The sequence below is a fragment of the Candidatus Pseudoscillospira sp. SGI.172 genome (assembly GCF_050313575.1).
Classification (GTDB): Bacteria; Bacillota; Clostridia; order Oscillospirales; family Oscillospiraceae; genus Vermiculatibacterium.
In genome coordinates this window covers 26,373-44,432 of the sequence record NZ_JBNPLQ010000017.1, presented here as the reverse complement: position 1 = coordinate 44,432, position 18,060 = coordinate 26,373, and the positions used below count along the sequence as shown (strand labels likewise).

Here is an 18,060-nt window from a genome sequence, read left to right as displayed (position 1 = left end):
CGCTATGCCCTGGCTTCCCAGCGCCGTCTGGCTGGCTCTGCTCGTTGTGTTCGGCCTGGTGGAGGCGGCCACCGTGGGTCTGGTCTCCATTTGGTTCGCCGCCGGTTCCCTGGCGGCTCTGCTGTCCACCATTTTTACGGACAATATCTGGGTCCAGATCGCCATCTTTCTGGCGATCTCCGCCGCCGCGCTGGCCGTGGTGCGTCCCCTGGCCCGCAAGTATCTCACCCCCAGGCAGGTGGCCACCAACGCCGACCGGGTCATCGGCCGCGAGGCCGTAGTCACCGAGGAGATCGACAACCTCAAGGGCTGCGGTGCGGTGTCCGTGGGCGGCGTCACCTGGACCGCCCGCTCCGACTCGGGGGAGATCATCCCCGCCGGTGAGACTGTCAAGGCCCTTCGGATTGAGGGGGTCAAGCTCTTTGTGGCTTCCGTCCCCACAGGAAAGGAGTAAAACCATGCTGAAAAACATCATTCCAATTGTTCTGGTCATTCTGGTCCTGGTGCTGCTGGCCGTCAACATCCGGGTGGTCCAACAGTCCCGCGCCTACGTCATCGAGCGCCTGGGCGCCTTCCACAGCGTGTGGGGCGTGGGCGTCCACTTCAAGATCCCCTTTGTGGAGCGGGTGGCCAAGGCCGTCTCTCTCAAGGAGCAGGTGGTGGATTTTGCCCCCCAACCTGTCATCACCAAGGATAACGTCACCATGCAGATCGACACGGTGCTCTACTTCGCCATCACTGACCCCAAGCTGTACGCCTACGGCGTGGAGCAGCCCATGTCCGCCATTGAAAACCTGACCGCCACCACCCTCCGAAACATCATCGGCGAGCTGGAGCTGGATCAGACCCTCACCAGCCGGGACATCATCAACTCCAAGATGCGCGCTCTGCTGGACGAGGCCACCGACCCCTGGGGCATCAAGGTCAACCGCGTGGAGCTCAAGAACATCATCCCGCCCCGTGAGATCCAGGACGCCATGGAGCGCCAGATGAAGGCCGAGCGGGAGCGCCGGGAATCCATTCTTCAGGCCGAGGGCCAAAAGGCCAGCCAGATCCTGGTGGCCGAGGGTGAGAAACAGTCCGCCATTCTGAGGGCCGAAGCCGCCAAGGAGGCCGCCATCAAGAAGGCCGAGGGTGAGAAGGAAGCCCGCATCATGGCCGCCGAGGCCGAGGCCCGGGCCATCCTCCAGGTCCAGGAGGCCACCGCCCAGGCCCTGAAGCTCCTCAACGAGGCTGCCCCCTCCGATCAGGTCGTCAAGCTCAAGGCCCTGGAGGCCTTCACTGCCGCCGCCGACGGCAAGGCCACCAAGCTCATCATCCCCTCCGAGATCCAAGGTCTGGCCGGTCTGGCTGCCAGCGCCAAGGAGGTCTTTACTGATCTCCCAAAGGCTCCGTAAATGAAAAGCAGCCGCCCGGGGCACCCTGACAACAGGATGCCCCGGGCGTTTTCCTTTGATCGTCCTTTCCCGGGAGCAAGTGCCTGTTTTTCCGGAAAACCGTATAAAAAACGTCCCCTGCCGCCCCCTTTGAGGCCCCTTCCGCTCTTGTTTTTTTCCTATGGGTCTGATATAATAATCTCTCTATCCAATTCTGTTTTGACCCCCGGGGAGGTGTCCGCCATGCACAAAAAGGGTCTGTCCCATCTGCTGGAACCCAGCTTCCGGCTGTATTTCATCTTCCTGGCCGCCTTCGCCGCAGCCACCGCCATCTCGGGCAGCTTTGGTCTGGCGGCGGTGGAGGGCGTGGTGGTGTTCCTCCTGTTTCTTTATTTCCGCCGCAGCAGCAGCCTGCGCCGCCGGGAGATCCTGGGCTATATTGAGAATATCACCTGCAATATGGATGTGGCCGCCAAGGACACCATGGTCAACGCCCCCCTCCCAATGGTCATTTTCCGTCCCGACACCGAGGAGGTCATCTGGTCCAACGACCGTTTTCTCCAGATCAGCGGGGAGCGGGACCACCTCTTCGACCGGAAGATCACCGACGCGGTGCCCGACTTCGACCCCCGGTGGCTCATGGAGGGCAAAACCCAGTGCCCCACCGAGGTGCGGGTGTCCGACCTGCGCTTTTTGGTGTTCGGCCACCTGGTCCGCACCGATGACAAGGACGAGCGGCGCTATCTGGCCACCACCTATTGGGTGGACGTCACTGCCTTCTCCGACCTGAGAGATGAATTCTATGCCACCCGTCCCGTGGTGGCCATTCTCAACCTGGACAACTACGAGGAGGTCTTTAAGGGCGTCAGCGACAACGTCAAGACCGCCATGCTTTCCGATATCAACCGGCGGCTGGACGAGTGGGCCGCCCCCACCGAGGGGCTGCTGTGCCGCTACGACCGGGACCACTACCTCTTCCTCTTTGACGAGCGCTACCTGCCCGCCTTTTTGGAGAAAAAGTTCGACGTGCTGGACCAGATCCACGAGGTGGTCAATCCCAACGGACTGCCCGCCACCCTCTCCATCGGCGTGGGGCGGGACGCCGACACTTACGCCGGGCTTTTCCAGTACGCCTCTCTGGCGGTGGAGATGGCCCTCTCCCGGGGCGGCGACCAGGCGGTGGTGAAGAACCGCTTCAATTTCGACTTTTACGGCGGCCGGGCCAAGGAGACAGAAAAGCACACCAAGGTGAAAAGCCGCGTCATGGCCAACGCTCTGGCCGAGCTCATCGGGGACGCCTCCCAGGTCTTTGTCATGGGCCACAAATTTCCTGATCTGGACTGCATGGGCCCCGCCGTGGGGATCCTGGCCATCGCCCGCAAGCGGGGCGTCCCCGCCCACATCGTCCGGGACCCGGATCCCAATCCGGCAGACAAGCTGGTCCAGGAGCTGACCCTGCTCCCGGAATACGAAAACGCCTTTCTCTCCCCCGCCGACGCCCTCATTCAGGCCGACGCCAGCTCCCTGCTGGTGGTGGTGGACACCAACCGCCCCGAGCAGGTCCTCGCCCGGGATCTGCTGGAGTCGGTGAACAAGGTGGCGGTCATCGACCACCACCGCCGGGCGGCCAGCTACATTGAAGGGGCCGCCCTCAACTTCCACGAGCCCTACGCATCCTCCGCCTCCGAGCTGGTGACCGAGCTGCTCCAGTACATCATGGAGCCGTCCGACCTCATCCGCGGAGAGGCTGAGGCCCTGATGGCCGGCATTGTGCTGGACAGCAAGAACTTCACCATCCGCACCGGCAGCCGCACCTTCGACGCGGCGGCCTTCCTCCGCCGGGCGGGGGCCGACACCACCGAGGTCCGGCGTTTCTTCAAAAGCGACCTCACCCACACCATCTCCCGTTACGGCATCCTCAAGGAGGCCAAAATGTACCGGGGCGACATGGCCATCGCGGCGCTGGACCACCCGGTGGACCGGGTCACCGCCGCCCAGGCCGCCGACGAGCTGCTCAGCGTCTCGGGGGTCGCCGCCTCCTTCGTTCTCTTCCCCGACGCCGACCGGGTCATCCTGTCGGCCCGCAGCCTGGGCGATACCAATGTGCAGGTCATCCTGGAGCCCCTGGGGGGCGGCGGCAACGCCGCCGTGGCCGGGGCCCAGATCCCCAAGAAGTCGGTGGCGGAGGTGCAGGACGCTCTGCTGGCCTCCATCGACAAATACTGCGAAGACGAGTGAGCGGGCGTTGCGCCCAGTCTCCCCCGATCATACCGAGATACTATCAGCAAAGGAGTACAATACCATGAAAGTGATTCTTCAGCAGGACGTCAAAGGCCAGGGCAAGAAAGGCCAGCTCATTGAGGCCAGTGACGGCTACGCCCGCAACTTCCTCCTCCCCCGGAAACTGGCGGTGGCCGCCACCAACGAAAACCTCAACACCATGAAGCAGCAGGAGAAGGCCAAGCGCGCCCAGGAGGCCGCCGAGCGGGCCGCCGCCCTGGAGATCGCCGAGCAGCTCAAGAGCTGCATGGTCAAGATCCCCGCCAAGGCCGGCAACGGCGGCCGCCTCTTCGGCTCCGTCACCTCCAAGGAAGTCTCCGAGACTTTGAAGGCCCAGTGCGGCATCGACATCGCCAAGACCAAGATCGTCATGGACGAGCCCATCAAGGCCTTCGGCACCTATCAGCTCAAGTGCAAGCTGGGCTACGAGGTCTCCGGCACCGTCAACGTGGTGGTCACCGAGAGCAACTGAGCAATCTTACGGGATGCGGCGGGGCCTGACCCCCCGGCTCCCCATTTCACGGAGGTGTTCCCATGGACGAGCTGCTCTCCCGCCAGATGCCCCACTCGGTGGAGGCGGAACAGGCGGTGCTGGGCTCCATTCTCATTGACGAGGGCTGTGTGCCCCAGGTCATCGAGGCGCTGAAGCCGGAGGACTTCTATCTGCGGCAGAACCGGGAGATCTACGAGACGATCTGCTCCATGTTCAACTATTCCGAAATCATCGATCCGGTGACCGTGCTGGACAAGATGAAGCAGAGCGGCGTCTACGACGAGAACACCTCCTACGACTACATCCGACAGCTCATGGTCATCACTCCCACCTCCGCCAACGTCAGCGAGTATGTGAGCATCGTCAAAGACAAATCCCTGCTCCGCCGTGTGGCCGAGACCGCCGGGGCCATCACCGCTCTGATCCAGGAGGGCACCGCCACCGCCCAGGAGGCTCTGGAGGCCGCCGAGCAGCGCATCTACGCCATCCGGCAGGGCCGCGCCGCCCAGGGGCTGGAGCACATCTCCTCGGTGCTGCTGGGGGTGTACGACCGGCTCAACGAGCTGGCCGCCAGCGGGGACGCGGTGCCCGGGCTCTCCACCGGCCTGCCCGACGTGGACGCCGCCATCTCAGGCCTCAACAAATCCGACCTCATCCTCCTGGCCGCCCGCCCCGGCATGGGCAAGACCTCCATGGCCCTGAACATCCTCCTCCACGCCGGAAAGTTCTCCGGCAAGGCGGTGGTGTTCTTCTCCCTGGAAATGAGCCGGGAGCAGCTGGCCATGCGCCTGATCTCGGGGGAGTCCTTCGTGGACAACAAAAAGCTGGTCACCGGCCAGCTGTCCGAGGACGACTGGACCAAAATCGCCGCCGCCTCGGCCGCCCTCAACCAGACCCAGATCCTCATCGACGACAACCCCATGCTGTCGGTGGCCGATATGAACGCCAAGTGCCGCCGGGTGGATAACCTGGGTCTGGTGGTCATAGACTATCTCCAGCTCATGACCTCCGCCGGCGGCCCCACCCGTATGAGCGACAACCGCCAGCAGGTGGTCTCCGACATCTCCCGGAGCCTGAAGATCATGGCCAAAGAGCTCAATGTCCCCGTCCTGTGCCTCAGCCAGCTCTCCCGGGCCAACGAGTCCCGGGCCAACAAGCGGCCCATGCTCTCCGATCTGCGGGAATCGGGCGCCATCGAGCAGGACGCCGACATCGTCATGTTCCTCTACCGGGAGGGCTATTACGACGAGGATACCGAGGACCACAACCTGGCCGAGTGCATCATCGCCAAGAACCGCCACGGCGAGACCGGCACGGTGGAGCTGCAGTGGCTGCCCGAGTACACCACCTTCGCCTCCATCGACCGCAGACACACCGAATACTGACGGGCGGGGCGGATTTTATTCCGCCCCCCGCCGCTTTCTTTTTGTAAGGAGCTCCCATGCTGGAAGAAGCCGTCAAGCTCACAACAGAATACGCTATGCTGCCCCCCGGCGGAACGGTGCTCTGCGCCGTCTCCGGCGGGGCGGATTCCATGTGCCTGCTCCACTGGCTCTCCCGCCGGGAGGGCATCACCCTCCACGCCGCCCACTTCGACCACCGGCTGCGGGGGGCAGAATCCGAGGGGGACGCCGCCTTTGTCCGGGGCTGGTGCGCCCAGGCAGGGATCCCCTTCCATCTGGGGCAGGCCGACGTCGCCGCCGAGGCCGCCCGCCGGGGGCAGGGCATTGAAGAGACCGCCCGGGAACTGCGGTACGCCTTTTTGGAGGAAACCGCGGCGGAAACGGGCGCGGCGGTCATCGCCACCGCCCACAATGCCGACGACAACGCCGAGACCCTTCTGCTCCGTCTGGCCCGGGGCTCCGGGCTCCAGGGCCTCACCGGCATCCCGCCCCGCCGGGGCAAAGTGGTCCGGCCCCTGCTCACCACCCCCCGGGCGGAAATTCTGGCCTATCTGGAGGCCGAGCACCTCCCCCACCGGGAGGACTCCTCCAATTCCGACGAAGCTTACGCCCGCAACCGTGTCCGTGCCCAGGTCATGCCGGTCCTCCGCTCCCTCAACCCCCGATTTCCCGAAACATGTGCGGCCTCTCTGCGCTCTTTGCGGGCCGACAATGACTATTTGAACGCCCAGGCGGCTATGATGGATCGGTACGCCCGCTGGGCGGAGGATGATCTGGTCATCGAAGCCCACTACATCGCCGACCTCCCCGCGGCCTTGGCCCCCCGGGCCGTCCGGCGGCTCCTGGAGCGGATGGGGGACGGCGCGATGGACTGCTCGGCAGCCCATCTCAACGGCATCGTGGAGCTCTGCCGGGGAGACGATCCCTCCGCCGTCCTCTGCCTGCCCCACGGGCGGCTGGCCCAGCGGATCTACCGGGACCTCCTGCTCACCACCCAGACCGCCCCCCTGCCCCCGCTGACCCCCACCCCGCTGAATTTTCAAGGTGAGACCGCCCCGGAAAACAGCCGGTACACCTGTCGGTGTGAACGGGCGGTCTGTCCCCAAGAGCCCAAAGCCGGGATATGGTACTTCCGCTCCGACGCTTTGGGGCCAGACGCGCTTCTCCGCCCCCGGCAGCCGGGGGACGCCCTCTCCCTCCCCGGCCGGGACGGGACCAAAACCGTGAAAAAGTGGCTCATCGACGCCAAGGTCCCCCGGCGCTTCCGGGAACAGCTCCCGGTGCTGGCCGACGGGGACGGCCCCGCCGCTCTGGCCGGCTTCGGGCCGGAGGAACGCAGGCTGGCCCGGCCGGGTGAAGATTCCTGGGCAATCACATTTTTCCAAACAAAGACAGAAAAGGATGACGAGTTATGCTGAAAGACGACATTGAACGGGTCCTCATCTCTGAGGAGACTCTGCAAAAGCGGGTGGCCGAGCTGGGCGCGCAGATCAGCGCCGACTACGCCGGAAAGGAGCCCGTTCTGGTCAGCGTGCTCCGGGGCTCCTACATCTTCATGGCCGACCTCACCCGGCACATCGACGCCTTCTGCCGGGTGGACTTCATGGCGGTCTCCTCCTACGGCGCGGGCACCGTCTCCTCCGGCCAGGTCAACATCATCAAGGACCTGTCCGACTCCATCGAGGGCAAGGACGTCATCGTGGTGGAGGACATCCTGGACAGCGGCAACACCCTGCACTACCTCTTCCAACTTCTCCAGGCCCGGCACCCGGCCTCCATCAAGCTGGCCACTCTGCTGGATAAGCCCTCCCGCCGCACCAAGCCCATCACTGCAGACTACGTGGGCTTCGAGGTTCCCGACGAATTTGTGGTAGGCTACGGTCTGGACTACGACGAGCTTTACCGCAATCTCCCCTACATCGGTGTGCTGAAGCCCCGGGTGTACGGGAAAAATCTGATCTCCGACTGATCCCTGAATTGCTTCCGGAAAGGACGTGGCTCCCTCTTGAACAAAAAAATCAGCCCCAGGGACGTGGGCTTCCTCAGCCTCATCCTCATCATCCTCATGGTGACTGTCTTTGCCCTCAAGGGCATGGACGCGCCCCCCACGCCCTCCTCCGCCGAGATCCGCACGCTCCTTGAGCAGCAGCAGGTGGAGACGGTCAAGGTCAAGGACAACACCCTCACCATGACCCTCAAGGAACCGTGGAACGGCTCCACCACGGTCTCGGCGCGGCTGTACAGCGCCGAGATGTTCCACGATGAGTTCAACGACCTGTTGGTGGCCCAGCAGCGGGCGGGCATCCTGGCCGACTACGACTATCAACAGGACACTGTATTGCCCTGGTGGGTCTCCTTCCTGCCCTGGCTGGTCATCCTGGGCCTGTTCGGGCTACTGTGGTACAACATGATGGTGCGTCAGGCCGGGGGCGGCGTGGGCGGCGAGAAGCCGGGCCGGTTCAGCCGCGCCCGCACCAAGACCGTGGAGGCCGAAGGAAAGAAGATCACCTTCGCCGACGTGGCGGGTGCGGACGAGGAGAAGGCCGAGCTCCAGGAGGTGGTGGACTTTCTCCGGGAGCCCAAGCGCTACCTGGATCTGGGGGCCCGCATCCCAAAGGGCATCCTCCTGGTGGGCCCTCCCGGCACCGGCAAGACCCTGCTGGCCAAGGCCGTGGCCGGTGAGGCAGGCGTCAATTTTCTCTCCATCTCCGGCTCTGATTTCGTCGAGCTCTATGTGGGCGTGGGCGCCAGCCGGGTGCGCGACCTCTTTGATCAGGCGAAAAAGGACTCCCCCGCCATCGTCTTTATCGATGAGATCGACGCCGTGGGCCGTCAAAGAGGCGCAGGCCTGGGCGGCGGCCACGACGAGCGGGAGCAGACCCTCAACCAGCTGCTGGTGGAGATGGACGGCTTCGGCTCCAACGAGGGCGTTGTTGTCCTGGCCGCCACCAACCGGGTGGACATTCTGGATCCCGCCCTGCTGCGTCCCGGCCGGTTTGACCGGCAGGTCTATGTGGGCGCGCCCGATGTGAAGGGCCGGGAGGAGATCCTGAAGATCCACGCCCGCAACAAGCCGCTGGCTGAGGACGTAAACCTGGGCACTCTGGCCAAGGCCACCGCCAGCTTTACCGGCGCGGATCTGGAAAATCTTATGAATGAGGCCGCCCTCCGGGCCGCCCGTCTCCATCAGCCCTTCATCACCATGTCCGATCTGCAGGAGTCGGTCATCAAGGTGCTGGCCGGACCGGAAAAGAAAAGCCGGGTGGTCATCCAGCGGGAACGGGAGCTCACCGCCTACCACGAGGCCGGCCACGCTCTGGTCATCCACGCCCTGGACACCCAGGACCCCGTGCATCAGATCACCATCGTTCCCCGTGGCATGGCGGGCGGCATGACCATCCACCTGCCCCGGGAGGACAAGAGCTTCCAGTCCCGGCGGGAACTCACCGACCGCATCGCCGTGTGCCTGGGCGGGCGGTGCGCCGAGCAGCTGGTGCTGGGCGACATCTCCACCGGCGCGGGGAGCGACCTCCAGCAGGCCAGCTCCATCGCCCGGAAGATGGTCATGCGCTACGGCATGAGCGACCGGCTGGGCAACGTGGTCTTTGACTCGGGACACGACGAGGTCTTTATCGGCCGCGACATGGCTCAGGCCAAGAGCTACTCCGAGGAGGTGGCCGCCGTCATCGACGAGGAGGTCAAGCGCCTTCTGGACGCGGCCTACGCCACCTGCGAGACCATTCTCACCCGGGACCGGGCCTACCTGGAGCAGGTGGCCCAGTACCTGCTGGAGCACGAGAACATGGACGCCGAGACCTTCGAGGCCCTGTTCGCCCCGGCAGAGTCCTGATTTTATCCGTCCCTTCCGTCGGAAAGGAGGTCCCTCTCTTGAAAAAGCGTCTGACTGCGCTGCTGTGCGCCGCGGCGATCCTGTTTGCCGCCGTGCTCCCCCGGGCGGCGGCCTCCACACCCACCATCTATCTTCTGGCCGCCAACGACAAAATGTGCGACCTCCCCGGCGGGCTGCTCCCCGTTGCGGTGAACGGCGTCATCTACGTGCCATACAGCCTCTTTGACAAATCGGCCACCGGAGTGGATCTGGGTGTCTACTACGGCCTGGCCCCCGACCGGGGCCCCATCCTCTCCCTCTATTCCCTGTCCGGCCGGCTTGTTTTTACCGTGAACATGGGCCAGTGCGTGGACGGGCAGGACAATCCCATGAACTTCCGGGCCGTCACGCGCAACGGGGCGGTCTACGTCCCAGCCGCCGCCGTGTGCAATTTCTTCGGCCTGCAGTACTCCTTTCTGCCCACAGTGGACCGGGGCACCCTGATCCGCATCACCAACGGCTCCCAGTCCCTCAGCGACAGCGTGTTCCTCAGTTCGGCCACTTTGAGCATGACCTATCGCTATAACAACATTCTCAAAAGCATGGAACCGGTGGTCGGTCCCACCTCCGCGCCGGTTTCCACGCCCGCCGTTCCCTCTGCCAGCTCCGCCCCCGGGGAAAAGGACAACAAGTCCGGCGTATGGGTCTATCTGTCAGTGGATGCCTCTCAGGCGGAAGAGAGCCTGCTCGCCGCTCTCTCCGGCACCTCGGGACACGCCCTGCTGCTCTTCTCCCCTGACCGTCTCTCCGCCCAAAGCGGGCTGATCCGGCAGGCGGTGGCATCCGGCTTCTCCATCGGGCTGAAAGTGGAGGGCACAGAGAAAGAGGTGCAGGAGCAGTTGGCCCGGGGCAACGAACTGCTTACCCACATTGCCCGCATCCGCACCCGCATCGTCTCCGCACCCGCCAGCCTCACCAAGACATTGGATGCGGCCGGCTGGTCCTGCTGGACAGTCAATGTCACCGGCTCCAATGCCTCTACCCTGTTGAGGAGTCTGGACAGCAAACGCACCGTGGCCCGGCTCGCGCTGCCCGCCACACCCTCGGTGATCTCCCGGGTCCTCGCTCAGGTGAGAACCGACGGCTACACCCTCCGCCAACCTTTGGAGACGGAATTATGAAACGAACTTATTATCTGGATCATGCCGCCACTTCCTTCCCAAAGGCCCCCGGCGTGGGAAAGGCCATGGCGGACTATATTGACACTGTGGGCCGGAACGTGGGGCGGGGAAGCTATGCCCCCGCTCAGGAGGCGGCCGGTGTGGTCTGGGAGACCCGGGAACAGCTCTGCCGCCTGATGGGCGGTCCCGCGCCTCAAAACGTGGTGTTCACCTCCGGCGCCACTGCCGGGTTGAATCTCCTGTTGAAGGGGCTCCTCCGCCCCGGAGACCGGGTCCTCACCTCCCCCATGGAGCACAATGCCGTCCTGCGCCCCCTCCGCCAGCTGGAGACCTTGGGCGTGACAGCGGAGGAGCTGCCCTGCGACCAGGCCGGCCGGCTCCTGATTGACGCGCTGCCCGCCCTCCTCCCCGGAGCCCGGGCCGTGGTGCTCACCCACGCCTCCAACCTCACCGGCGGGCTGATGCCCCTGGCCTCCGTAGGGACCCTCTGCCGGACCGCAGGGGTCTTTTTCCTGGTGGACGCCGCCCAGAGCGCCGGACATGTGCCCATCGACATGGCCGCCATGGGCATCGATGGGCTCTCTCTCCCCGGCCACAAGGGCCTGCTGGGTCCTCAGGGGATCGGCGCTGTGCTCCTTACCGACGCTCTGGCACAGGCACTGGATCCCCTGATTGCCGGGGGGACCGGCAGTCTGTCGGAATCTCTGGAAATGCCCCCTTTCCTCCCGGACCGGCTGGAGGCGGGCACCCTGAATCTGCCTGGCATTTACGGGCTGCACACCGCCCTGGCCTATTTCGAGCCCCGCGCCGCCGCCCTCATGGATCGCCAGCGGCGGCTGGGCGGACACCTCTGGGCCCGGCTCAGTGAGCTGACGGAGGACGGTCTCACCGTCCCCGGCCCCGGGCCCGGGGAACGGGTAGGGGTGGTGTCAGTGGATTTCCAGGGCCGGGACAACGGAGAGATGGCCTTCCTGCTGGAGCGGGACTACGGTATCCAGACCCGCAGCGGCCTCCACTGCGCCCCGGCGGCCCACCGGCACCTGGGCACCTTCCCCCGGGGGATGGTCCGCTTCTCCGTGGGGCCCGAGACCACCTTTGAAGAACTCGACTACGTGCAGGGAGCAGTCTACGAACTGCTCTTCTCAAATTGAGACAGACAGGAGAGATTACCATGTCCAATTCGATCAAGCGCACCCTCAACTCTCAGAAGCGCATCGCTCTGATCGCCCACGACAATATGAAGGGGGAGATCATGGAGTGGTGCGAGGCCAATAAAGAGATCCTCAGCCGCCACTTTCTCTGCGGCACCGGCACCACAGCCCGAATGATCGCCCAGCGCACCGGTCTTCCGGTGTTCGGCTACAACTCCGGCCCTCTGGGCGGCGACCAGGAAGTGGGTGCCCAGATCGTCCAGGGCAAGATCGACATGGTGATCTTCTTCTCCGATCCCCTTACTGCCCAGCCCCACGACCCGGACGTGAAGGCGCTGCTGCGCATCGCCCAGGTATACGATATCCCCATGGCCAACAACCGTTCCACAGCGGATTTTCTCATTTCCTCCCCCTATCTGAACACAGAGTATACCCACTATGTCTCCGACTTCAAGGAGGCGGTCAAGGAGCGGGCCGCTACGCTGTAGGCAACGGATCAAAAAAATGCGGACCGGCAAATGCCGGTCCGCATTTTTTTGATCCGCTAAAACAGTCCTGTAATCTTTCCGTTTTCATCCACGTCGATATTCTCCGCGGCTGGAACCTTCGGCAGCCCCGGCATGGTCATGATATCCCCGGTGAGGGCCACCACAAACCCCGCGCCCGCCGACACCTTTGCCTTGCGCACGGTGATGCGGAACCCCGTGGGAGCACCCAGGAGGTTCTGATCGTCTGAGAGGGAATACTGGGTCTTGGCCATGCACACTGGAAGTGCCCCGAAGCCCAGCTCGGTGAGCTTCTCCAGTTCCTTGGCCGCGGCGGGGGCAAAGTTCACCCCATCCGCCCCGTAGACCTTCCGGGCCACCGCCCCGATCTTCTCCTTAAGGGACATCTCATCGGAATAGGCAAACTGGAAGTGGTTCTCTCCCTCCTCGATGACCCGCAGGACCTCCCGGCCCAGTTCCTCGCCGCCTTCGCCGCCCTTGCCCCAGACCTGGGAGAGGGCCACCCGCACGCCGTAGGTCTCGCAGGCCTTCCGGATCATGGCGATCTCGGCATCGGTGTCGCAGTCAAACTGGTTGATGGCCACCACGGCGGGGAGCCCATAGACCCGGGTGATGTTCTCCACATGCTTGAGCAGGTTGGGAAGGCCCTTCTCCAGCGCCGCCAGATCTTCCCGGGCCAGCTCGGCCTTGGGGCAGCCGCCGTGATGCTTGAGGGCGCGGACGGTGGCCACGATGACCACGGCATCCGGGCGCAGGCCCGCCGCCCGGCATTTGATGTCCAAGAACTTCTCCGCGCCCAAGTCGGCGCCGAAGCCAGCCTCGGTGACCACATAGTCGGCCAACCGCAGGGCCGCGTCTGTGGCGGAGATCGAATTACAGCCGTGGGCGATGTTGGCGAAGGGCCCGCCGTGGATGAAAGCCGGAGTCCCCTCCAGCGTCTGCACCAGATTGGGCTTCAGCGCGTCCTTCAGAAGGGCGGCCATGGCTCCCTCCGCCTTCAGGTCGTGGGCGGTGACCGGCTTTCCGGCGCGGGTGTAGGCCACCACCATCCGACCCAGGCGCTCCTTGAGGTCCATGAGCCCAGTGGAGAGGCAGAACACCGCCATGACCTCGCTGGCCACCGTGATGTCGAAGCCGTCCTCCCTGGGCATGCCCTGCATTCGACCGCCCAGACCGTCGATCACATTGCGCAGCTGCCGGTCGTTCATGTCCACGCAGCGCTTCCAGGTGATGTTCTTCACGTCGATGTCCAGGGCGTTGCCCTGCTGGATGTGGTTGTCCAGCATCGCCGCCAGCAGGTTGTTGGCCGCGCCGATGGCGTGGAAGTCGCCGGTGAAATGGAGGTTGATGTCCTCCATGGGCACCACCTGGGCGTAACCGCCGCCTGCCGCGCCGCCCTTAACGCCGAACACAGGGCCGAGGGAGGGCTCCCGCAGCGCCAGGCAGGTCTGCTTGCCCAGCCGCTGGAGGGCGTCGGCCAGGCCAACGGAGGTGGTGGTCTTGCCCTCCCCCGCGGGAGTGGGGTTGATGGCGGTGACCAGGATCAGCCGTCCCTTCCGGGGCATAGCCCGATAGGCGTCCGGCTCCACCTTGGCCTTATCGTAGCCGTAAGGGATGAGCTGTTCCGACGTCAGGGAAAGCTTGGCGGCAATCTCCGGAATGGGGCGCAGCTTTGCGCTCTGGGCGATCTGAATATCGGTCTGCATGGGCATCTCTTCCTTTCTTTCTATCGCGGGCTGATCCTTTTAATATGCAGGCTCCCGCCGGGGAGCCGGGGATTACATTCTGCGCATGCCCTCCCAGACCGCCATGGGCACACAGCTGGGCAGAAGCTTGCTCCCCAGGCGCATGGCCAGGGGGATGGGACCGCCGGTGATGACAGCCAGGCCCAGCCGGTTCATGCTCATGGACCAGGCTGCCACCGACTCCGGCCTGACCGCAAAGGGGGTGTGGCGCACCGCCTCCGGGTGGGAGGTGTTCCGGGCCACCTCCATGAATTCCGTCTTAATCCAGTAGGGACACACCGCCGACACCAGGATGCCCCGGCCCGCCAGCTCCCAGCGGAGCGCGCGGGTATAGCGAAGCAGGAAGGCCTTGGTGGCCGCGTAGAGATTCATCCCCGGCAGCGGCTGAAATCCGGCGCAGGAGCAGACCTCCAGCACCCGGCTCCCCCGGTCCAGATAGGGCAGGCACACCCGCGTCAGCTCCACCGCCGCCCGGCAGTTGAGGGAGATCATGTCGTCGGTCTCCGCCGCCGTCAGGTCCTCCGCCCGGCCGAATTTGCCGAAGCCCGCGGCGCAGATCAAAATCTCCACCCGGGCCTGTTCCTCTTCCAGCGCTCCTCGGAGCTCCTCCGTGCTCTCCCGCCGGGTCAGATCCAGCGGGAAGATCCGGCACCGGACGTTCAACTCTTCCGCCAGGCGGTTCAGCCGATCCTCCCGCCGGGCCACCAGCCACAGCTCGTCCAACTTCATCGTCTTGTCGATCTGGCGCGCGTAGGCCCTTCCCAGACCGGAGGAGGCCCCTGTCACGATCCCAATCCGCATCAAAAACACCTCCGGGACCAAATGGTCCGTCCAATTATCATACCACCCAGTATGGAATTAGTTGTATTCTACCACCCCGTTTCAGGCGGTACAAGGGAAAAAAGGCGTCAAAAATGCCCATGCCCGCAACTTTGTTGAAGGGATTGCCTTTTCCCCTTCTCTGGGGTACAATATTGAGTGATTATGACTGAAAAGGTGGCATCTCTTTGAAACGACCGCTTGCCCTCTCTCTGGCTGTGCTCCTCCTGCTCTCCGGCTGCTCCAGCACGGAAGAGAGCACCACAATTTTCGCCATGGACACCGTCATGACCCTCACCGCCTACGGCTCCCACGCCCGGGAAGGGCTGTCCGCCGCCGAGGCGGAGATCAATCGCCTGGAAAAAACGCTCTCCGTGACGCGGGAGGACAGTGAGGTATGGGCCATCGACCACAGCGCAGGCGCGCCTGTAACCGTGGGGACGGACACCGCCGCCCTGCTGAACGCCGCCGCCGCGCTGGGCGACCGCACCGGCGGCGCGCTGGACGTGACGCTCTATCCCGTGGTCAAGGCCTGGGGATTCACCACAGGCGATTACCGGATCCCGGACGCGGAAGAGCTGGCAGACCTGCTCACCCGGGTGGATGACCATGCCGTCCATATGGACGGGGATACCGTCACACTTCCGGCGGGGATGGAGCTGGACTTCGGCGCACTGGCCAAGGGCTACGCCGGAGAGCAGTGCGCCTCGCTTTTGAAGGAGGCGGGGGTGACCTCCGCCATCTTGAATCTGGGGGGGAACGTCCAGACAGTGGGGGCAAAGCCCGACGGCTCCCCCTGGCGGGTGGCCGTCCAGGACCCTGAGGGTGAGAGTGAGGACTATGTGGGCTGGCTGGAGCTCACTGACGAGGCCGCAGTCACCTCGGGAGGCTATCAGCGCTACTTTGAGGAAAACGGCGTCCGCTACTGGCACATCATCGACCCGGACACCGGTGCGCCGGCCCGGAGCGGCCTTCTCTCCGCCACCATCGTGGGGAAGAGCGGAACGGCGTGCGACGGCCTATCCACCGGCCTCTTCGTTCTGGGGCCGGAGAAGGCACTGGACTGCTGGCGGCAGAGCGACGATTTCGAAGCGGTCCTCATCGGGGAGGATCACACCGTTCAAATCACCGCCGGACTGGCCGACCGCTTCACGCTGCGGGAGGATTCCGGCTATACCTTACGGATCGTGGAGGAATGACTTTGAAAAAAACGCTGTCCAATCGTTTCTGGCTCATCCTGCTGGGCGTGATCGTGGCTGGCTCCGCCCTGGCCGCCTGGCTTCTGCTCTCCCGGGTGCCTACCGGCTCCATAGCCGCCATCTATCTGGACGGTGAGCTGGTGGAGCGCATCGACCTCGCCGCCGTCACCGAGTCCTACACCCGCACCTACACGGGAAAAAGCGGCATCACCGACGTGGTGGAGGTGGCCCGGGGAAAGATTCGGGTGAAGGAGGCCGACTGCCCCGACCAGGTGTGTGTCCACCAAGGCTGGATCGAGACCGGCGTCGTCCCGGTGGTGTGCCTGCCCAATGCTCTGGTCATCCAGATCGAGGACGGCTCTGCCGAGCCGGAGATCGACGGAGCGGTGGGGTGAGCGGATGAAACAGACGAAGCGACTGACCCTCTGCGCCCTCCTCACCGCCATTGCCCTCACCATATTTGTGGCCGAGGCCCAGATCCCGCCTGTGGTCCCCGTGCCGGGCATGAAGCTGGGTCTTGCCAACATCGTGACGGTGTACGCCATGTTTGCCCTGGGCCCGGGGGACACCTTGATGATCCTGCTATGCCGCATTTTTCTGGGCAGCCTCTTTGCCGGGGGCTCCACCTTCCTCTACTCCCTGGCAGGGGGACTGCTCTGCTACCTGTCCATGCTGCTGTTTCGGAAGATCCTTACGGAAAAACAGCTCTGGGTATGCGGCGCCATTGGGGCCATCTTCCACAACCTGGGGCAGATGGGCGCAGCCATTCTCATTGCCCGCACGCCCCAGCTCGTCCTCTATCTGCCCGTGCTCCTCATCACCGGCGTGATCGCCGGGGCCTTTACCGGTCTGGGGGCCCAGCTTCTGCTGGCCCGCCTGGGCAGGCGGATCCCCTGACGTCCCCTCATCTTCATCAAAAAGCGCCGCCCCTGCCTTGGCAGGGGCGGCGCTCTGTTCGTTTACTGCTCGCGGTTGAAGATGTTGAAGATGGACTGCCAGGTGTCGTCGTCGTCTGCGGGCTTTTTCTCGCCCTCGCCCTTCTTGTCTCCCCCCACCTTTTCGCCAGCTTTGGTAAAGGCCTTGTCGGCGGCGTTGGCCTTCTGGGTCGCCTCATCATAGCCGGTGGCAATGACGGTGACCTGAATTTCGTCCTCCAGGGACTCGTCAAAGGCCGCGCCGAAGATAATGAGTGCCTCGGGATGGGCGGCCTGCCGCACCAGCTCGGCGGCGGTCTCCACCTCTTCCAGCCCGATGTCCATGGAACCGGTAATATTGACCAGCACGCCCCGGGCACCGTTGATGGAGGTCTCCAGCAGGGGACTGGAGATGGCCATTTTGGCGGCCTCCTCGGCCTTGGTCTTGCCTGCGCCCCGGCCCACGCCCATGTGAGCCATTCCGGCAGACTGCATCACAGCGGTAACGTCGGCAAAGTCCAGGTTGATGAAGCCGGTGTTCTTGATGAGGTCGGAGATGGACTGCACCGCCTGACGCAGCACGTCGTCGGCGATCTCGAAGGCGTTGGCGAAGGTGATTTTCTGATCGGTGGCGAACTTCAGCCGCTCATTGGGGATGATGACCAGGGAGTCCACCTTGGTCTTGAGTTCCTCGATGCCAGCCTCGGCCTGCTGCATCCGGCGACGGCCCTCAAAGTTGAAGGGCTTGGTGACCACGCCCACCGTGAGGAGGCCGGCTTCCTTGGCGATGTCGGCCACGATGGGGGCCGCGCCGGTGCCGGTGCCGCCGCCCATACCGGCGGTGATGAACACCATGTCGGTGTCCTCCAGCGCCTTGGCGATCTGAGACCGGCTCTCCTCAGCGGACTTGCGACCCACTTCCGGGTTCGACCCCGCGCCTTGGCCGCCGGTGAGCTTTTCGCCGATTTGGATCTTCTGATTGGCGCTGGAAATGGCCAGCGCCTGCTTGTCTGTATTGACAGAGATGAAATCTACGCTCTTCACGCCCGACTTCACCATTCGGTTCACCACATTATTGCCGCCGCCGCCCACTCCGATCACTTTGATATTGACGACAGACTCCGGACCTGTATCCAATCCAAACGGCATAACTGCTCCTCCTAA

17 protein-coding genes are annotated in these 18,060 nt (G+C 64.3%); 14 read left to right on the top strand and 3 right to left on the bottom strand.

The window, feature by feature from the left end:
- Positions 1–4: 4 nt before the first annotated feature.
- From ACQRD3_RS08070 to ACQRD3_RS08020, 11 genes are all read left to right on the top strand, one after another.
- Entirely contained in the window at positions 5–454 is a 450-nt protein-coding gene (locus ACQRD3_RS08070; protein ID WP_427780882.1) for an NfeD family protein, read from the top strand.
- A 4-nt stretch (positions 455–458) separates the two neighbouring features.
- The gene (locus ACQRD3_RS08065) at positions 459–1,397 is read left to right on the top strand and encodes a stomatin-like protein (RefSeq protein ID WP_080907473.1); all 939 of its coding nucleotides are present in this window, start codon (positions 459–461) and stop codon (positions 1,395–1,397) included.
- 222 nt (positions 1,398–1,619) lie between these two features.
- Positions 1,620–3,614: a DHH family phosphoesterase gene (locus tag ACQRD3_RS08060; protein WP_080907472.1), complete on the top strand. Its 1,995-nt coding sequence runs from the start codon at positions 1,620–1,622 to the stop codon at positions 3,612–3,614.
- A gap of 64 nt (positions 3,615–3,678) precedes the next feature.
- Complete coding sequence (gene rplI, locus ACQRD3_RS08055; protein ID WP_080907471.1) at positions 3,679–4,128, top strand: 50S ribosomal protein L9; 450 nt, start codon at positions 3,679–3,681, stop codon at positions 4,126–4,128.
- 62 nt (positions 4,129–4,190) lie between these two features.
- Positions 4,191–5,534, top strand: coding sequence for a replicative DNA helicase (gene dnaB / locus ACQRD3_RS08050; RefSeq protein WP_427780879.1), 1,344 nt, complete (start codon positions 4,191–4,193; stop codon positions 5,532–5,534).
- A 56-nt stretch (positions 5,535–5,590) separates the two neighbouring features.
- A complete protein-coding gene (gene tilS, locus ACQRD3_RS08045) occupies positions 5,591–6,970 on the top strand; it encodes a tRNA lysidine(34) synthetase TilS (RefSeq protein WP_427780877.1) in 1,380 nt (459 codons plus the stop codon).
- Complete coding sequence (gene hpt / locus ACQRD3_RS08040) at positions 6,964–7,521, top strand: hypoxanthine phosphoribosyltransferase (protein WP_427780875.1); 558 nt, start codon at positions 6,964–6,966, stop codon at positions 7,519–7,521. Before tilS ends, hpt begins: the two co-directional genes overlap by 7 nt.
- A gap of 96 nt (positions 7,522–7,617) precedes the next feature.
- Positions 7,618–9,402 (top strand): ATP-dependent zinc metalloprotease FtsH, encoded by a 1,785-nt coding sequence (gene ftsH / locus ACQRD3_RS08035; RefSeq protein WP_427780901.1) that lies wholly within the window; start codon positions 7,618–7,620, stop codon positions 9,400–9,402.
- Between the two features lie 38 nt (positions 9,403–9,440).
- Positions 9,441–10,562, top strand: a complete 1,122-nt coding sequence (locus ACQRD3_RS08030; RefSeq protein WP_080907468.1) for a hypothetical protein — start codon at positions 9,441–9,443, stop codon at positions 10,560–10,562.
- Positions 10,559–11,713 (top strand): aminotransferase class V-fold PLP-dependent enzyme, encoded by a 1,155-nt coding sequence (locus tag ACQRD3_RS08025; RefSeq protein ID WP_427780872.1) that lies wholly within the window; start codon positions 10,559–10,561, stop codon positions 11,711–11,713. Before ACQRD3_RS08030 ends, ACQRD3_RS08025 begins: the two co-directional genes overlap by 4 nt.
- Positions 11,714–11,733: 20 nt before the next feature.
- Positions 11,734–12,201 (top strand): methylglyoxal synthase, encoded by a 468-nt coding sequence (locus ACQRD3_RS08020; protein ID WP_080907466.1) that lies wholly within the window; start codon positions 11,734–11,736, stop codon positions 12,199–12,201.
- Positions 12,202–12,257: 56 nt separating this feature from the next.
- Here ACQRD3_RS08020 and ACQRD3_RS08015 read toward each other — a convergent pair whose 3' ends face one another.
- Together ACQRD3_RS08015 and ACQRD3_RS08010 are read right to left on the bottom strand one after the other, a co-directional pair.
- Complete coding sequence (locus ACQRD3_RS08015) at positions 12,258–13,931, bottom strand: formate--tetrahydrofolate ligase (RefSeq protein WP_427780870.1); 1,674 nt, start codon at positions 13,929–13,931, stop codon at positions 12,258–12,260.
- 66 nt (positions 13,932–13,997) lie between these two features.
- Positions 13,998–14,765 (bottom strand): SDR family NAD(P)-dependent oxidoreductase, encoded by a 768-nt coding sequence (locus ACQRD3_RS08010; RefSeq protein ID WP_080907464.1) that lies wholly within the window; start codon positions 14,763–14,765, stop codon positions 13,998–14,000.
- 206 nt (positions 14,766–14,971) lie between these two features.
- Here ACQRD3_RS08010 and ACQRD3_RS08005 point away from each other — a divergent pair, with 206 nt between their 5' ends.
- From ACQRD3_RS08005 to ACQRD3_RS07995, 3 genes are read left to right on the top strand one after another with little or no spacing between them, the layout of a single operon-like run.
- Positions 14,972–15,982, top strand: a complete 1,011-nt coding sequence (locus ACQRD3_RS08005) for an FAD:protein FMN transferase (protein ID WP_080907463.1) — start codon at positions 14,972–14,974, stop codon at positions 15,980–15,982.
- 2 nt (positions 15,983–15,984) lie between these two features.
- Positions 15,985–16,377, top strand: coding sequence for a NusG domain II-containing protein (locus ACQRD3_RS08000; RefSeq protein WP_158082938.1), 393 nt, complete (start codon positions 15,985–15,987; stop codon positions 16,375–16,377).
- A 4-nt stretch (positions 16,378–16,381) separates the two neighbouring features.
- On the top strand, positions 16,382–16,879 hold the full coding sequence (locus tag ACQRD3_RS07995; RefSeq protein WP_198933261.1) for a Gx transporter family protein: 498 nt from the start codon (positions 16,382–16,384) through the stop codon (positions 16,877–16,879).
- Between the two features lie 62 nt (positions 16,880–16,941).
- Here ACQRD3_RS07995 and ftsZ read toward each other — a convergent pair whose 3' ends face one another.
- The gene (gene ftsZ / locus ACQRD3_RS07990; RefSeq protein ID WP_080907461.1) at positions 16,942–18,045 is read right to left on the bottom strand and encodes a cell division protein FtsZ; all 1,104 of its coding nucleotides are present in this window, start codon (positions 18,043–18,045) and stop codon (positions 16,942–16,944) included.
- Positions 18,046–18,060 lie beyond the last annotated feature (15 nt).

Bases quoted from the DNA above. Each gene is read 5' to 3' on its own strand.
- ACQRD3_RS08070 (WP_427780882.1), top strand. From the start codon at position 5: ATGCCCTGGCTTCCCAGCGCCGTCTGGCTGGCTCTGCTCGTTGTGTTC.
- ACQRD3_RS08065 (WP_080907473.1), top strand. From the start codon at position 459: ATGCTGAAAAACATCATTCCAATTGTTCTGGTCATTCTGGTCCTGGTG.
- ACQRD3_RS08060 (WP_080907472.1), top strand. From the start codon at position 1,620: ATGCACAAAAAGGGTCTGTCCCATCTGCTGGAACCCAGCTTCCGGCTG.
- rplI (WP_080907471.1), top strand. From the start codon at position 3,679: ATGAAAGTGATTCTTCAGCAGGACGTCAAAGGCCAGGGCAAGAAAGGC.
- dnaB (WP_427780879.1), top strand. From the start codon at position 4,191: ATGGACGAGCTGCTCTCCCGCCAGATGCCCCACTCGGTGGAGGCGGAA.
- tilS (WP_427780877.1), top strand. From the start codon at position 5,591: ATGCTGGAAGAAGCCGTCAAGCTCACAACAGAATACGCTATGCTGCCC.
- hpt (WP_427780875.1), top strand. From the start codon at position 6,964: ATGCTGAAAGACGACATTGAACGGGTCCTCATCTCTGAGGAGACTCTG.
- ftsH (WP_427780901.1), top strand. From the start codon at position 7,618: ATGGTGACTGTCTTTGCCCTCAAGGGCATGGACGCGCCCCCCACGCCC.
- ACQRD3_RS08025 (WP_427780872.1), top strand. From the start codon at position 10,559: ATGAAACGAACTTATTATCTGGATCATGCCGCCACTTCCTTCCCAAAG.
- ACQRD3_RS08020 (WP_080907466.1), top strand. From the start codon at position 11,734: ATGTCCAATTCGATCAAGCGCACCCTCAACTCTCAGAAGCGCATCGCT.
- ACQRD3_RS08015 (WP_427780870.1), bottom strand. From the start codon at position 13,931: ATGCCCATGCAGACCGATATTCAGATCGCCCAGAGCGCAAAGCTGCGC.
- ACQRD3_RS08010 (WP_080907464.1), bottom strand. From the start codon at position 14,765: ATGCGGATTGGGATCGTGACAGGGGCCTCCTCCGGTCTGGGAAGGGCC.
- ACQRD3_RS07995 (WP_198933261.1), top strand. From the start codon at position 16,382: ATGAAACAGACGAAGCGACTGACCCTCTGCGCCCTCCTCACCGCCATT.
- ftsZ (WP_080907461.1), bottom strand. From the start codon at position 18,045: ATGCCGTTTGGATTGGATACAGGTCCGGAGTCTGTCGTCAATATCAAA.